Source organism: Enterococcus sp. JNUCC 77, assembly GCF_054819945.1.
On sequence record NZ_JBTHIG010000001.1, the window covers coordinates 2,538,441 to 2,554,846 of the forward strand.

General features: G+C 34.2%; 15 protein-coding genes. 5 read left to right on the forward strand and 10 right to left on the reverse strand.

The window, feature by feature from the left end:
• Positions 1 to 10 precede the first annotated feature (10 nt).
• Genes ACVWNY_RS12325 through ACVWNY_RS12335 form a run of 3 tightly spaced genes read right to left on the reverse strand, consistent with a single transcriptional unit; the run spans position 11 to position 2,873 of the window.
• Entirely contained in the window at positions 11 to 307 is a 297-nt protein-coding gene (locus ACVWNY_RS12325) for a PTS sugar transporter subunit IIB (RefSeq protein WP_218327342.1), read from the reverse strand.
• Positions 308 to 322: 15 nt separating this feature from the next.
• Complete coding sequence (locus ACVWNY_RS12330; RefSeq protein ID WP_438719175.1) at positions 323 to 799, reverse strand: PTS sugar transporter subunit IIA; 477 nt, start codon at positions 797 to 799, stop codon at positions 323 to 325.
• Positions 792 to 2,873 carry a BglG family transcription antiterminator gene (locus ACVWNY_RS12335; protein WP_454071860.1) on the reverse strand — a complete coding sequence of 694 codons (2,082 nt, stop codon included), beginning with the start codon at positions 2,871 to 2,873 and terminating at the stop codon, positions 792 to 794. The genes ACVWNY_RS12330 and ACVWNY_RS12335 overlap by 8 nt, the downstream gene beginning before the upstream one ends.
• Positions 2,874 to 3,368: 495 nt before the next feature.
• Between ACVWNY_RS12335 and ACVWNY_RS12340 the strand changes: the two genes are divergently transcribed.
• Positions 3,369 to 5,732: a phosphoketolase family protein gene (locus tag ACVWNY_RS12340; protein ID WP_454071436.1), complete on the forward strand. Its 2,364-nt coding sequence runs from the start codon at positions 3,369 to 3,371 to the stop codon at positions 5,730 to 5,732.
• A 41-nt stretch (positions 5,733 to 5,773) separates the two neighbouring features.
• Here the strand turns inward: ACVWNY_RS12340 and ACVWNY_RS12345 are convergent, their stop codons facing one another.
• A complete protein-coding gene (locus tag ACVWNY_RS12345) occupies positions 5,774 to 6,430 on the reverse strand; it encodes an HAD family hydrolase (RefSeq protein WP_454071437.1) in 657 nt (218 codons plus the stop codon).
• A 158-nt stretch (positions 6,431 to 6,588) separates the two neighbouring features.
• Here ACVWNY_RS12345 and ACVWNY_RS12350 point away from each other — a divergent pair, with 158 nt between their 5' ends.
• Positions 6,589 to 8,100: a helix-turn-helix domain-containing protein gene (locus ACVWNY_RS12350; protein WP_454071438.1), complete on the forward strand. Its 1,512-nt coding sequence runs from the start codon at positions 6,589 to 6,591 to the stop codon at positions 8,098 to 8,100.
• A 68-nt stretch (positions 8,101 to 8,168) separates the two neighbouring features.
• Here the strand turns inward: ACVWNY_RS12350 and ACVWNY_RS12355 are convergent, their stop codons facing one another.
• Together ACVWNY_RS12355 and ACVWNY_RS12360 are read right to left on the reverse strand one after the other, a co-directional pair.
• A complete protein-coding gene (locus ACVWNY_RS12355; RefSeq protein WP_461211731.1) occupies positions 8,169 to 8,921 on the reverse strand; it encodes a LytR/AlgR family response regulator transcription factor in 753 nt (250 codons plus the stop codon).
• Position 8,922: 1 nt separating this feature from the next.
• A complete protein-coding gene (locus tag ACVWNY_RS12360) occupies positions 8,923 to 9,564 on the reverse strand; it encodes a GHKL domain-containing protein (protein WP_461211732.1) in 642 nt (213 codons plus the stop codon).
• A gap of 882 nt (positions 9,565 to 10,446) precedes the next feature.
• Between ACVWNY_RS12360 and ACVWNY_RS12365 the strand changes: the two genes are divergently transcribed.
• Positions 10,447 to 10,683: a hypothetical protein gene (locus ACVWNY_RS12365; RefSeq protein ID WP_454071441.1), complete on the forward strand. Its 237-nt coding sequence runs from the start codon at positions 10,447 to 10,449 to the stop codon at positions 10,681 to 10,683.
• A 1,005-nt stretch (positions 10,684 to 11,688) separates the two neighbouring features.
• Here ACVWNY_RS12365 and ACVWNY_RS12370 read toward each other — a convergent pair.
• Positions 11,689 to 12,261, reverse strand: a complete 573-nt coding sequence (locus ACVWNY_RS12370) for a TMEM175 family protein (protein ID WP_454071861.1) — start codon at positions 12,259 to 12,261, stop codon at positions 11,689 to 11,691.
• 140 nt (positions 12,262 to 12,401) lie between these two features.
• Here ACVWNY_RS12370 and ACVWNY_RS12375 point away from each other — a divergent pair, with 140 nt between their 5' ends.
• Complete coding sequence (locus tag ACVWNY_RS12375) at positions 12,402 to 12,596, forward strand: hypothetical protein (protein WP_218327350.1); 195 nt, start codon at positions 12,402 to 12,404, stop codon at positions 12,594 to 12,596.
• 32 nt (positions 12,597 to 12,628) lie between these two features.
• On the opposite strand, the gene ACVWNY_RS12380 is transcribed toward ACVWNY_RS12375, so the two are convergent.
• Both ACVWNY_RS12380 and ACVWNY_RS12385 read right to left on the reverse strand, forming a co-directional pair.
• Entirely contained in the window at positions 12,629 to 13,393 is a 765-nt protein-coding gene (locus ACVWNY_RS12380) for a C39 family peptidase (RefSeq protein WP_454071442.1), read from the reverse strand.
• Between the two features lie 71 nt (positions 13,394 to 13,464).
• Entirely contained in the window at positions 13,465 to 14,247 is a 783-nt protein-coding gene (locus ACVWNY_RS12385) for a C39 family peptidase (protein WP_438719170.1), read from the reverse strand.
• Positions 14,248 to 14,445: 198 nt separating this feature from the next.
• Here ACVWNY_RS12385 and ACVWNY_RS12390 point away from each other — a divergent pair, with 198 nt between their 5' ends.
• Positions 14,446 to 15,204 (forward strand): SDR family NAD(P)-dependent oxidoreductase, encoded by a 759-nt coding sequence (locus ACVWNY_RS12390; protein WP_218327353.1) that lies wholly within the window; start codon positions 14,446 to 14,448, stop codon positions 15,202 to 15,204.
• Between the two features lie 622 nt (positions 15,205 to 15,826).
• On the opposite strand, the gene ACVWNY_RS12395 is transcribed toward ACVWNY_RS12390, so the two are convergent.
• Positions 15,827 to 16,390, reverse strand: a complete 564-nt coding sequence (locus ACVWNY_RS12395; protein ID WP_454071443.1) for an STM3941 family protein — start codon at positions 16,388 to 16,390, stop codon at positions 15,827 to 15,829.
• Positions 16,391 to 16,406: the final 16 nt, after the last annotated feature.

Below are 16,406 nucleotides of genomic sequence, written 5' to 3' on the forward strand. Positions count from 1 at the left end.
TTGATATCAATTAATTCTCGCCAGCTACTTTGGCAGTCTCTAATATCTGTTGATCTAATTTATCTGCGCCAATACCAGTGATATAGCCTAACGCTGTGACTGCTGGAATATCATATTCTGTTGGTAAGATTGTTGTAGACACTAACATATCCGCACCAGCTTGCTTTGAGGTCGCTTCGGCAATTTTGATTTGTTGCACATCTGCATCAATATGATTGTCTTTCATTAAATCCTCAATTCTTTTCATAACTACTGTTGAAGTGGCGATCCCGGCACCACAAGCGACTAAAATTTTAATTTTTCTCATTATTTTTCCTCTTTTCTACAAACTATATTGTTTAACAATTTGAATTAATGATGGAACATCCTGACTATTGATTAGCTGGGTTAAAACAGTCTCGTTTTGTAATAAACCCATTAACGACTGCAACATTTCTAATTGCGCATGAGGCTGATTTAGACCTAAGACAAAAACTATCTCAGCGGCAACACTTTGGTTGGCATCATCCATTCGCATAAAGGAGACCGGTTTTTGGTTGGTGACAATCGCAATAAACTCCTGTTTGACACATTCAGGATCCGTATGAGGGATGGCGGCTCCTCTTTTTTCTAACTGGATACCTGTCGGAAAAGTTGTTTCTCGTTCATTAATCTTGTCGATAAAATTTGTTGTTACCCAATCTCTTTTGACTGCTTGTTGATATACCTCTTCAAACAACTCTCCATGAGAATCAAATGTTGCATTTACAAATACCAATGGTTCTTTGATGTAATCTAATAAACTATTTTTTTCACTCATGGCTTTCCCCCCAATATTCTTGATTAAATGCTAGTAATATCTTTCGAATGTCAGTAGAACTAGTAGCAGCTTCCAGATCTGCCAATTTTTCCGAACCAGTTAAACTCATCATTTCAAATATCAAATCGATATGTTCTTCTTTATCATTAGACGCCAGTAGAATGACTGTCTTAATCTTGATGCCATCTGCAGAAGTTACCCCTTTTTTGACTACCCCTAGGCTAAGCCCAACACCTTTGGCACCAGCTTCTGGAACAGTATGCGGCAAAGCAATCTTATTTCTCAAAACACTGTATGCTGGAATTAATGGCATTTCTTCTTTTAGTGCTTGTACATAATTAGCTGTAACGATATCTTTTTCTTCCAGCGGTTTGGCTAATTGATCTAGTAAGTCAGCCCAAGAAATCTCTTCATTAAAAATCTGAATCGTATCTTCTGACAATGCGTCAAACAAACGCAGCTTCTTCTTTTCCAATAATTTATTTTCTTTGGTTTTAAATAGACCTAATAAATCATCGTAAAGTTTGGCTTCATCTGATACATCAACATTTTTTTTGACAATCGCCATGATTTTTTCTGGTGTGATATGGTCTTGCTGAATAAGCGCTGTTGAACGAATCACCTTTTCTCGTAATTGCCTTTTTTCTTTTTCTGATAAGAAGCTTTTGACTACGAAAACTTTTCGATCGGTCTTTAACGGAACTGCCGAAAAAATCAAATCGGCTGGATAATCACTTTTATAGAAATCTTTTTCTGAAACTAATAAAGTGAAATCAAGCTCTGGAAATAGATTACTTAAAGTATTTTCCAGTAAAACAGCGATTGAAACACCATTTGGACAGACAATGATCGCTTTTTTACGATTTTCCGGATGAATAATTTCGGTACTTTCAACAATATGGCTACCAATAAACAAAGAAATTAAAAATAATTCAGCATCTGGTATTTTCTTCTCAAAAAAGGTTTCTAATGGACCACTGGCTTCTTTTACTAAATAAAATAAAGAGAAGAGACTGGCATCTTTATTTTCTTGAAAAAACTTAGACTGCAAATTCAAATGATATTTAATTCGGTAATAAGCCGGACGCATATGAATCAGCAAACGATCTAACAATTTAGATTTTTCCTCTAGAATGACACCAGCACTCTTTTCAAAATTCGAAATCACTGCCTCTAATGCTTCTTTCAATTTATTGATCTCTTTTGCCGATAAAATATCGCCTCGCGAAAGATTGGTAGTCAACAACAGCAATGTCATATACACTCGCTCATTTTCCGTCAAACCATCTACATCCCAAATCATCCGATCAGCTGCTAAATATTCTTTGGTATCGGCCAATTCGCGATAATTAATCTTGTAGTTGTAAGAAATCAGCTTGCCTTTTTGCGCTCTACGAATGAGCAGAATCATGAGCAACGGTAAAACTTTTAAGCGCTCACCAGTGAAACGCACATTTAATTCCTCTTCCACCAACTCCACCCGATTTTTAAAAATTTCAATTTGCTGCCTGTCTAGATTTGCAAATTGAACAATGAATTGGATGCCGTGATGCATGTCAGCTAAATTACTTAATAAGTCTGCCAACAGTTGTCGTTTATTCCATTCATCCCCTTTAATAAAATAGCCCTTTTGACGGGTATATTTTAATGTCAAATCATAATGCTGAAGCTGATTATCAACTGTTTTCAAATCTCTTAAGATGGTATTACGACTGACTTGCAAATCATCAATAAAATGATTTAGAGATAAATATTCCTCTTTACTTAACAACATCAACTGAATCAAATCAGCCCTTTCCTTAGTGGAAAAAACATAGTCATCTCGTTTAGTAGGCGTCTCAGTCTGTCCTCCTCTGAAAAAATTAAAGACCGCTGGCGCAATGATAAAATGACCATTTTTGGTTCGTTGAATACTTGGTAAATTTTCTGCTTGTAAAGAATCATTGATTTTTTGCAATGCATAATTTAACTGTCCACGAGTTAGCTGATATTTATTACATAATTCACGACTAGCAATTTGTGGATCAGTCATTAGTTCTACAAAAATTTGATTGGTTCTCTCAGTTAAATTCATTTTTTTCATTCCCTTTGACTCCTTTAGTTTAGTTGGAAATCGCTTTCAATTCTACTATCATTGTTCACAAATTATTCAATACATTTTCTGCAACATGAGACTCAATATGTAATTGAATCTAATCTATAATTTTATCACAGTAACAAAAAATAGCTGTTTTTAGGCATTTAAAAAACCTTAAGTCCAAAATTTTTGCACTTATTTTTGCAACATGGTGTTATCGAAAAAAATGGAAATATTTGATTTTTTCATTTTTCACAAATGAAAAGACAGATTGAATTTCTCCATCAATCTGTCACTTTTTCCACTCAAAAAATAAACAACTATAAAAAAATTGATTAACCTTGTTTTGAAAGCGTTCTATGGAGCTTTTGCTTGATTTTGTAAAAATCTTTTTTGTAGAAAATACCTAAATTAGTTTACAAATTTTTCATTTCAGTATAATATGAGTGCGTACTTTTAAAAGTAAAAATTACTTAAAAGGAGTTTTCTATCATGACAGACTTTTCATCAAAAGAATATTTAAACAAAGTTGACGCGTATTGGCGTGCAGCTAACTACCTTTCTGTTGGACAATTATACTTAAAAGATAATCCCTTATTGGACCGCGATATTGAAGCAAGTGATGTAAAACATCATCCAATCGGCCATTGGGGCACAATTGCGGGACAAAACTTTGTCTATGCTCATTTAAACCGAGTAATTAATAAATACGGTTTAAATATGTTCTACATTTCTGGTCCTGGTCATGGCGGACAAGTTATGGTCTCAAATTCATATTTAGATGGCAGCTACTCAGAAATTTATCCAAATATCTCGGCGGACAAAGCAGGAATGAAAAACTTGTTCAAACAATTTTCATTCCCAGGCGGAATTGCTTCTCACGCAGCTCCAGAAACACCAGGTTCAATTCATGAAGGCGGCGAATTAGGTTATTCTTTATCTCATGCAACAGGTGCGATTTTAGATAATCCTGACGTGATCGCAGCCACTGTAATTGGTGATGGTGAATCTGAAACTGGTCCATTATCAGCAGGTTGGTTCTCAAATACATTTATCAATCCTGTAAATGATGGTGCAGTACTACCAATTCTTTATTTAAACGGCGGAAAAATTTCTAACCCAACGATTCTTTCACGTAAATCTGATGAAGACTTGACTAAATACTTTGAAGGTATGGGCTGGAAACCTTATTTTGTAGAAGGTACTGATCCTGAAAAAGTTCATCCAATCATGGCAGAAACTCTTGATAAAGTAATTGAAGAAATTAAAGATATTCAAGCAAAAGCACGTGCAGGTAAAGCTGAAGATGCAGAAATGCCTCATTGGCCAGTGATTCTTTTCCGTACACCAAAAGGCTGGACTGGTCCAGAAGTTTGGGATAATGAAAAAATTGAAGGTACTTTCCGTGCCCACCAAGTGCCAATTCCAGTAGATGCAGATCATATGGAACACATCGACAAATTGGTTTCTTGGATGAAATCTTATCGTCCTGAAGAATTATTTACTGCTGATGGAAAACTAATTGATGAATTAAAAGAAATGGCACCAAAAGGCGATCGTCGGATGTCTACGAACCCAATTACCAATGGTGGGATTGATCCAAAACCTTTAAACATGCCAAACTGGAAACAATATGCGATTGACACTTCTAAACCAGGTGCTGTTGAAGCGCAAGATATGATTATCTTTGGCGAACAAGCCCGTGATTTAGTCAAGGAAAATCCAAATAATTTCCGTATTTTCGGTCCTGATGAAACCAAATCAAACCGTTTGAACAAAGTATTTGAAGCAACCAATCGTCAATGGTTAGAACCAAAACGTTCATATGATGAATGGCAAAATTCAGTGGGTCGCGTAATTGATGGCCAATTATCTGAACATCAAGCTGAAGGTTTCTTAGAAGGTTATGTTTTAACTGGCCGTCATGGTTTCTTCGCCAGCTATGAATCATTCTTGCGGGTAGTAGATTCAATGTTGACACAACATTTCAAATGGATGCGCAAAGCTAAAAATGAAGCATGGCGTAAAGATTATCCATCATTAAATATTATTTCAACATCTACCGTGTTCCAACAAGACCACAATGGTTATACTCACCAAGATCCAGGTATCTTAACTCACTTAGCTGAAAAGAAACCTGAATTCATTCGTGAATATTTACCAGCTGATGCAAATAGTTTGATGGCTGTTATGGACAAAGCATTGCAAGATGAAGAAGTGATTAACTTAATCGTTTCATCTAAACATCCTCGTCCTCAATTTTATTCTGCCGATGAAGCAGAAACTTTAGTAAACGAAGGATTAAAAGTGATCGATTGGGCAAGTACCGATAATGATGAAGAACCAGATTTAGTTATTGCTGCTGCTGGTACTGAACCAAACTTGGAAGCCTTAGCTGCGGTCACTTTATTAAATAAAGCTTTTCCTGACATGAAGATTCGTTTCATTAATGTCGTAGATTTATTGAAATTGCGTCATCCAAATGTAGACCCTCGTGGCTTAACAGATGAGCAATTCGATGCTTTATTTACAACTGACAAACCTGTATTATTCGCATTCCATGGCTACGAAGGAATGATTCGTGACATCTTCTTTGACCGTCATAATCATAATGTTTTAATTCATGGCTACCGTGAAGAAGGCGACATTACTACACCGTTTGATATGCGTGTTTTCAGTGAACTTGATCGCTTCCACTTAGCTCAAGCTGCTGCAAATGCTGTTCTTGGCGATAAAGCAAGTGATTTCGATCAACAAATGACTGACAAATTAAACTTCCACCATGATTACATCCGTCAAAACGGAATGGATACACCAGAAGTTCTAGACTGGAAATGGGAAGATTTACAAAAATAAACACATGAAAAGCGCCGCAGAAAAAATCTGCGACGCTTTTTTTACTTACTTAATTCTTCAATTTTTTCGCGACTTAAAATCGCTAAATCATTAATCACCACATCTGCCGCACTTAAATCCTGCGTTGGGAAACTAGGATTAGCATAACCGATACAAAACATTTCAGCAGCTTTGACAGCTCGACTACCATTTAAAGTATCTTCTATCCCAACCGTTTCTTCTGGTGTCACACCTAAACGTTTCATTGCTTCTTGATAAACATCGGGTGCAGGTTTTGAGTGAGGTACTTCTTCGGTACTGACAACTTCTTGAAAAAGATCTGTTAACTGAAGCGCGGCTAAACTACTTTTAATTTCATGGAGTGAAGAAGAAGAGGCAACTGCAAGTTTTACCCCTGTTTGATGTAAGCGACGAACCAGATCTTGCGCACCAGGAATCGGTCGCACACCATCTTTTTCCGTAAGTTCTGTTCGTAATTTATCCATTTCGGTAATATAAAAGTCGATCTCTTTTGGTAAATTGAACTCTTCTTTCATCTTTTGCCACATAAATGTCTTAGTGGTCCCCATAAACTGATAATGATAGCTTTCAGTCACGGTTATTCCGGCATTTTTTAAAACCTGTGTCTTACTAGCAAAATAAATATATTCAGAATCAATCAAAACACCATCCATATCAAAGATTACAGCTGTTATCATTTATTTCCTCCTTCACCTTTATCTCACTTTACCATATAAATTACGCAATTAATTGTAAAAAAATTAAATTCATTAAAAATAAAATTGCATTTTTTTGAAATTATTTATCGCTTTACGCAATATATTTTGATAATATTGATTAAAAGGAGGGGATCGTTTTGAACACTATTTTATTTGATAAAAACACCCAAAAAAAAGTGGTTCTAGTAGGTTATTTAAGCACATTGCCGGAGGGCCAATATACGATTCATAAATTAAGCGCTGCCTTAAATTTTTCTTATGATGCAACTTTATTGTTAGTCAATGGGGTCCACCGCGATTTTAAAGAACTAGGATACGGTGCCTTCTTAAGCCCTCAAAACAAAATTCTTTGGGAACCTAAAAATTATAATCCCAACAATTATTTACAATTGTTGGTTCATCATTCGATACCTTATCAATTTTTACTTTCGACTTTAATCGAACCAAAATTAACTACCGATCAGTTTTGTAAAAAACATCAGATTAGCCGTGCTACACTAGCTCGACGCTTAACTAAATTTGGTAGCTATGTGCGGAAATTTGGCGTTCGGATGAATCTTTCAAAAATGACTTTAATTGGTTCTGAAGTTCGTATCCGAATGTTGTATTTTTGTTTCTTATGGACTGGAAAATTTGGTCTTGATTTAATAACAACATATGAAAACCCAGAAAATGAAAAACTTTTCTTAGAAAAACTAAATAACGAATGGTTAGACCACATTGTCTTCAAAGAAAAATGGATGGTGCTGACAATTTCGCGGATTCGTTATTTGCAAGGTCACTTGATTGAAGATGGTTTGTTAGACGACCTAGTTTTCCCTGAAGCTTTATGGGAAATTCAAGATGTGGCAGAGGATTATATTGAAGATAAAAATACGCTAGTAAGAGAAGTTCGTTTTGTCGGTTACATGTTACTTTATGTCCCTCATTTTGTAAATCATCCTGACAAACGCTTATCTGTCATTAGTTATTACTATCAAAAGCTGCAATTCAAAGGAGATCCTTTGGCGACAGCGACAGATTATTTATCTAAAGAAATTAACAATAAAATTCTGCGGCAACAATTATCCATCGAAGAAGAGCAATTGATGCGAGCAAATATTTTTTCTGCTTTATTAAACTTATCTATTTTACATGGTACAACACCAATCTTTCATCAAATGAGCGCCCGAATGGATTATGAACATCCAGATTATCAATATATCAAAGAAATTATTTCGGATATTTTGCCTGCTATTGAAGAAAAACCAGAATTGAAATGGCTAGTTGATTGTCATGATGACTTTGTTGATGATTTAGGTGAAATTGTTTATCTTTTCTTAATGGATGAAAAGGTGACTGAGAAATTAAAGGTTGCCTTGGTGCCATCGCCTAACTTTGTCATGGTTAATTATTTAATCATGTTTTTAAAACATTTAGATTTTGTCGAAATTTACTATCATCAACCAAACGACTTTATTGCTGACTGTTATTTAACAACTTTCTCGGATTTACTCGAGCCAGAAGAAAAACCTTATTTTATCGTACCAATCGAAGCAAGCAAGGAATACCAAAGTGAATTATTTGATAAATTATGGAAACTTTATCTGCAAAAAATTCATTACGAACGCCCAGCAGATGAAAATTTAATTGAAGAAATCGAAAAATAAGTCCTATTAAAAAGCGTTGAAGGAAAATCCCTGGATTTTCCTTCAACGCTTCTTTGGTGGACTTAAAATCAAACTTTTTTCCCAATACTTATTAATTTTTGTTCCAGTTTTTTTATTTTTCTTACAGAAACGAAGGCCTTCTCACCATTAGAAAATGTACAACTCCGATCAGTCTTATCCAGCAGAACAATGTTATTAATATTCACTAAATAGGACTTGTGAGTTCTGTATAAGCAATCTGGATAAATATCTAGGTTTTCGATCTTATCATAGAAATGAATCGTCCTGTTCTCCAAATGAAGCTTTAATCTATGTGAATTAGTAGAGGTTTCAATGAACATAACTTCTTTAATAGGAATGAATTGGATTTGATTGCCTATTTTTATTTTTAAAAATATTTCTTGAGTATTGTTTTCAGAAAAATATTGTTTATTTGTATGATTAAGTGCTTCAATTACTCTGTTTTTAAAATGTGCGACGTCATCTTTAAGAATATAATCGAGTGCCTCCGTTTTATAAATGAAGGTCAATGGCGCAAATTCTTCGTGAGTCGTCACAAAAATTATTTTTCCCAATCCGTCTAGCTTTCTAATCTCTGCAGCTAATTCGATACCATTCATCGATGCTTGTAGATCTATATCAAAAAAATAAATACCATTTTTTATTTTGTTTTCTTCTACATAACGAACCACTTCATTTGGATTGTCTGTAGAGAGTTGAACATGCATATTTAATTCTTCAATCATCACATAATTCTCAATGATTTTATTCAGCTCAGTTCGTTGTATTTGGTCATCTTCGCATATGATTATTGAAAGCATGTCAATCTCCATTTTCTAAGATAATTTTTTGTGAAAAAGTATTATTGGCTATTTCAGTATCAATAAATATGTTCTCACTTGATTCTACTAGCATTTCCAAATTACTTAAACCTAAACCACGATTGGCACCCTTCGAAGAATAACCTTTCACTGAAAGAGCATGTAAAGGCAACAGATCCGCTCGTGTAGAATTTTTCACAACAATCACAACATGATCTGCTTCATTCAAAAAAAGAACAATTAATTTTCCTTCTTTTAAATCCGCCAATTCCTCAATCGCATTGTCTAAAATAATGGCAAAGATACGAGTTAGCTTTAAAAAATCAAATTTCTGATTAATCGCAATTTCTTCAGGAATATCCAGAATAATCTCTATCCCTTTATTTTGAGCGAAACTTAATTTAGTAGTGAAAAGACTTCTTAGCTCTGGCGATTTTATTTGATTCAATTTATTTAGCTTTAGCAAATTACTTTGAAACATTGATCTGGTTGGTTGAATGACCTTGTCAAAATATTCGTGGGCACCCTCCATGTCATCATTGGTAAAAAAATATTCCAGTGAAGAAATGATATTTAAATAATCATGTCTAAAACTCCGCAGCTCATTATACTGTCTCTCAGTCTCTTCCTCATATTTTTTCATCAATAAATATTCAGCCTCTTTACTCTTCATCTCATATTTTAAAGCGTTATTTTTATTTTCGAAATAGAGAATGCTGAATACAAAAAATGTTAGAAAAAGATAAAAAATAATCACTAAATACTTTAGAAAAAGATTTTCTGCATAGTTAACAACTAACCAATAGGTATTGTAAATAAAAATGAGTAAGGTCAATAAAATAGATATATAAGCAGTAATTTTTTTCTTTTCCATATAAGGATATATCAATTTTTTGAAACATCGTACTGATAATATAACAATACAAAAAGTGATCATTAAAAGTAGTAGCATCCAAAATAGTTGTTTTGTTGCACTATTTATTTTTAGTAACAATAAAAATAATGGTCTGATAGCGAATGACGAAATGCTCTGAATTAGATAGGGAACGACCGAAAAAAGTAAAGCAGATGAACTATATTTTTTTTCAGTAGAATACAAACTAAGTAGGAAGTAACAAACTAATAAAAACAATGAATCAAGATTAGAAAATCCTTTTCCTAATAAAAGCCCTACGACTAAAATTAAAACAAATATTACTTTAATCCCAGTTTTCTTTTTATAGATGTCGTTTAAGAGAAAATAAGCAAAAGAAAAAACTAGTAAATGCGAGAGACTAATGTATTGAATAAATAAATTTAGCAATGTTGCGCCCCCCATCTATATGAAAAGTATAGATGATTATTTTTGAAGATACAATTACTCAAAAAGTTTTTTCTGCATAAATGAAATAAACTTTAATTTAAAATGTAGTTTTTAGAACACGTTTAGGTATAGATAGGCACCGAACAAGGCATTTTTGATAAATTATTATAAGCCTGCCATATACTAACTTTAGAAAAAGCATCATTAACAAGGAGGAATAATATGAAAAAAAGATTAAGTGTTCTACTATTATTGTTTTTCATCTCTTCATCTTTCATTACTTCAGAAGTTTTTGCCAATGAAACTATTCCAGAAATTTCAAGTTCTAATGTTAACGCAGAGCAGCGAGCTGTAACAACAAATTATTGGTTTAAAGGGATACCGCCTAAAACCTATAAAGGAAAAACAAGAATTGACTATTACAAATTTGGTGGAGGGTATATGGGCGTATATATTTAAGTCAAACAATTCTAATGGACCTTTTTTTACCAACCAACATAAAAGCAGGAGAAGCCTATCACACTAGGCTCTCCTGCTTTTTTAAAACACTTTTCAATTGTTTGACTGACCTCTCTCATACAAACTCTTTACTCCCACTAAAATCCCCATCGTGTAGAGTAATAATTGCTTTAATTCAGTATCTACTTAATTTAATAATTCTTATTCTGTAAAACTGAAATTCTCCAAAACTGCTTGTACTTTATTGATTGCTGCTGGATATTTTTTACAGTACTCAATTTGAGCCTCTAGTTGTTTGTAACTTGAAATTGTGTAAAATTAAATATTCTCATTAATCCAGCCAACACTAATCAATTCATCATATTTGTCTTTATTAGTATGCACAATAAAGATTATTAAAGATTGTTTCCTCGGTGTTAACGTTTGTCACTCCACATGCAAATAACCCGATTCCAAAAATTAATCCTAGTCCTGATTTAATTTTTTTCACAATCATTCACCTCGTTTATTTTGTGCTTTAAAGACCTGTATTTGAATCTAGTAACTTGTTTTATTTTAACTTTTTCATTATTACCCCATTGTTAAATCCCCATAATGCTTCATTCACCTGATTACATTCTTTAATCCATAACCAGACTTATACCGATCAAATCTTGTTTCCATACCATTTTTAATGCGCTATTTTCAGTTCATAATTGTACTCCTGTTATTATGAGAGGTAGTGCTTTGATAATTGAATAAAGTTCCAATCAAACCGATTTATCTTTTTCTCATAGATCTCCTCCCACTATTTTTTTCAACTTTTCTACTTTATCTTATTATAATTTAGAGGGAGAATCGTTTTGAATTTATGTCCTAATCGTTCGAAATTATTACTTAAACGTACGCTATAAAATATCAAACAAACACAATAAAAAATTGTTTGCTATTAAAAATTCACCAAAAAAAATAAGCTATTTGTCACTGGAATTTTCAGCAACTAAATAGCTTATTTCTTATTGCAAGTTACAATGTTTGTTCAACTTTTTTCTCAGGGATAAACCACAGTAATAACACAAATACATTCACAATCAAAACAGCAAGTGGTGTAATTAATGCTCCAGCAATCAAAGCCAGTACTGGTAATACAATTGACCATTTCAATTTAGGATAATGATTGAATAATTGACCAATTGGTGATTGTTTACCATTTACTCTCACTAAAGCTCTCACTAATATGTAGTAGGCCACATCTGTCCCTAAAATAAGCATCCCGAATAATGCTTGTGGTGGCCAAGCTAACGGATGTTCTCCTACCCAAGCAGTGGTGAATGGAAAAAGTGTCATCATCAAAATTAATAAGTTGTTGGCCCATAAAACGACACCATCGACTCTTTTGACTAGTTGAAATAAATGATGGTGATTGTTCCAGTAAATAGCTAAAAAGATAAAACTAATAAAATAGATTGCTAGCTTGTGACCGTCTTCTCCTAAGGCTGCCCAGCTAGCGTCTTTAGGTATCGGTAACTCCAACACTAGCAAGGTCATCACAATCGCAATTACTGCATCAGTAAAAGCTTCAATTCGTGATTTTGACATCGCTTGTCCCCTTCTTTCCATTAATAATCTCCATTATTTAAACAGTAATCTTTCTGATTGTCAATTATCCGTCTTAAGTTGGATTTCAAGTAACAATTGTTCTGCTAAACTATGGGTAAAGATGAAAGAAGGAAATAAATATGAAAAATAATAGTATCGTTGTCAGAATATTAATGGTCATTGGTTTCTTTGTTGTTGCAAGTATTGCTTTGAGACTTTTAGGTGTTGTTTTATCAGTTGGCTTTAGTTTGTTCTTCAAATTAGTTATTCCATTAGCTATTGCATATTTCTTGGTTAATTGGTTAACAAATAGACGCCGCAGTAACTACCGCTAAAAAAAGTCAGTCGAAAATTTTTCGACTGACTTTTATAATTTATCTAGATAAAGTGACTGTTGGCCTAATTGCTGGTAAATATCTACCAATTCATCGTAAGCCACGCTGCGATTTTTTATTCCATAAGGGTCATTGACGAACACCTCATTTGTCGCTGGATCGTAGCCGGTAAGCACAACTGAATGAACCAGTGGCGTCACACTGAGAAGTCCTTCGTCAGTCGGCCAATCTTCAAAATCTTCTTCGGTGGGCACTTGCAAATCAACGGTCGCCACAATCCAAACTGGCTTTCCGTTTTGAACCTGCCGTAAAAGCTCATCGAAAGAATATTTTCCATCTCCCGCAACTACTTGATAGCTGTCTGCAACATATCGTTTTGCTAGTTGTGCTATAGGTTCCACTGCTACGCCCATTGCCAACTCACCAGCTTCAATGTCTCCAACAAAACCTTCATGGGGATTACCATAATTATCCGATTCTGTTGTAAAAGGAACATACGTAAGTTCATCCGCCAATTGATTTTTATCCGTATCATAGCCGTAAAACTTTAACAACATCGATAAAGCCGTAACTTCACAGCCATTTTCTAAGGGATCATCTTCAAATTGATTTTCTAACGGCACATCTAATACAATTGATTTTTCGGAATCCAAAGAATTTTCAGTGGGCGTCGGTTGCTGTTTGACTTTTTCAGATGCCGTTGGCGTGGCTGTATCTTCAGCCAAAAAATAACCAATTACGCTAATTATAGACAAGCAAGTGATCATCACTAATACTATTTTTTTGGAAAATTTCATCGTTAAACCTCTATTTCCTATCAGTAATAGTATAGTAACATGTTGACTTCATTTATGTATTTAAATATTTGCTAAGCTGCTTCAAGATAGAGAGATTGACTGCCCATTGCTTCGTAAATTGTTGCAAAATCATCATAACTGACTACGCGGTTTTTATAACCAAAAGGATCATTTAAATAAACCACTTCTGCTGATTCATCATAACCAGTAATCACCACCGAATGAATCAAAGGACTAACGGTAAAAGTTCCTTCATCTGTTTCCCAAGTTCGAAAATCGTCTGCTGTCGGTACAACCAAATCAGCGGTCACGATGGTCCAAACTGGATCCCCGCCTGCAACGACTGCCAAAATATCTATAACATCTGCTTCACTACTGCTGATTACTTGATACTGACTCTCATCAACAAATTCTTCCGCCAATTCAGCAATCGGTTCTACCGCTACACCCATTGCTTGCGTGCCTCCATAAATATTTCCAACAAATCCTTCATGAGGATTGCCATAATTTCCTGAAGCAGTAATCAATGGTTCATAAGTTAATTGATCTGCCAGTTGATTCTTATCCACTTGATAATCATAGGTATTCAGTAACATCGATAAAGCGGTCACTTCACAACCATTTCCTAACGCACTATCAGTAAACTGATTTTCTAGCGGTACATCAATCAAGATTGTTCCGTCACTATCGTCTAAATCCTCTATTCCTGAATAAGTTTCTACCTCGTCATCTGTTAGTGCGGTGACATTTTTTGCTGAAGCATTTGGATTTTCTGGACAAAGATATAAATAATAAACGATGGCTACTAACGTCAAGTTAATAAGCAAAAGTAGATTCTTCTTTCGTAATTTCATGCGTTCACTCCTCAATAACGTCATATTAAAGAAGAAAATTGAAGTTTTATTGAAAGGATAAAGACAAATTTACGGCTAAAATCTTCTTATTTAAAGAATAAACTTATATTATCGTAATAATTTCAGCCATTTTATTTGAGAAAAGGCTTACAATTTGCTACGGTATAAAAGTAAATACTATCAAGGAGGAATTTTATTATGAAAAACTATTTAGATTTAACTGGTCACGTGGCAGTCGTGACAGGAGCTTCATCTGGTTTAGGTCGTGAATATGCTAAAGCTTTAGCTGAAAATGGTGCCAAAGTTGCCATTATGGCTCGCCGTGTCGAACGTTTAGAAGAAGTAAAAAATGAAATTGAAGCCGCTGGCGGAGAATGTTTGCCAGTTCCAGTGGATGTATCTAACGAAGATGCTGTCGTATCAGCTGTTCAAAAAGTCGTAGATCACTTTGGCAAAATTGACATTTTAGTCAATAATGCTGGTGCAATTAAAGTAACACCATCGGTTGAATTAACATTAGCAGATTGGCAAAAAGTCGTAGATGTTAGTTTAACTGGTTATTTCCTGATGGCTCGAGAAGTCGGTAAACATATGATTGAAAACAATTACGGTCGCATTATTAATACAGCTTCTATGTTTGGATTAATTGCCGGATTCCACATGACGAACTTGGCCTACAATGCCACAAAAGGTGCCGTACCAAACTTTACCCGCAGCTTAGCACAAGAATGGGCAGAATATAATATTACTGTGAACGCCATCGCACCAGGAATGTTCCCAAGTGAAATGATGGTTATGGACGACTCAGTAGAACAATTATTAAAATTCCGCGCACCAGTCGGCCGTCCTGGTAAAATCGAAGAACTATTAGGTCAGCTATTATTGTTTGCTTCTGAAAATTCAGCTTATACAACTGGTCAAACCATTGCGATTGATGGTGGTTGGACAGCGGTGTAATGCTTATCTCCTAAAAATAAATGAAAGACTTTGTAGGAAAAAATTTCCTCAAAGTCTTTTTTTTGCTAAATAATACTACGTTTTTATTTTTAGATAAACGGGAATTAGGATTTTCTTTATAAGAATATAATCCATTAAAGAAATAAATATAGAATTATTTAATCTATGTCAGCAGAGTAAATGTAGCAAACTCTACAAAAACTAGAAATATTTTTTAAAGTTCTATAAACAATAGCTAGCATAACACTAACAATTCATTCTCCTAATACTTGATAATTATTTCATCAGTAGTAATGGATTTTCTGCGAAATATGGAATTAGCATCTATGTTTAAAAAAGCTAGACTGTTTGAACAAGAACGAATGACCCAGTTTTAACCAACTCACAGACCTCACCTCTTTTAAACAAAAAAGCTAGAAACCTCACACAACAAGGTTTCTAGCTATATTTATCATTTACCCCAACGCAACATCCAAATGCACGACTGGGTTATTTATTGTTTAGAGTAGATACGTTTATCCTTGATATAACAGCATTCTTATAAATTAGAAATCGGATAAAAGCACATAGTTTTTTGTAGAATCACAGACCTTTTCACAGACCACCAACGCCATTACATAATTTATAGTTGAGGCTGTTCTTCTCTAGTATGATCAACACTAAAGTTAGGATTGACCTCTTCTACAAAACTATTCATTTTTTCTATTAGTTGCTCATCCGTACACTGCTTTGCGCTTTGAAGAGTTATATTCACCTCACCAAAGCCCAGTTTTACATTTGCAGCTATTGCCTTTCTCTGCATAGAAGACAACTTAGACAAGACTTTTTCTGGATCTTTTAAGTATACGGAAACAAACGATTGATTGACCATGCTTTTTTTTTCTATTCTATCTACTAGTTCCCACGAAATCATAATATCTTTTGTAGCAAGAGCACTACTGTAATCATAAAAACCCATTTTAGTTAAAACAACTAGTTTCTTCCCCAAAAAAACTTGCCTTACTATGTATATCTCACAAGCTCCGAAAAATAAAAAACCAACTATCCCTATTCCCATAAATAAATACCGAGCTTCCATTATTCCAATTATTAGTATAAAGAAACTCATAAATACCATCAATATACCTAATAATGACAGTCCAATTTGCTTAACCTTGCTTTGATACACAACATACTCATTTTTCATTTTTTCACCTCACTAA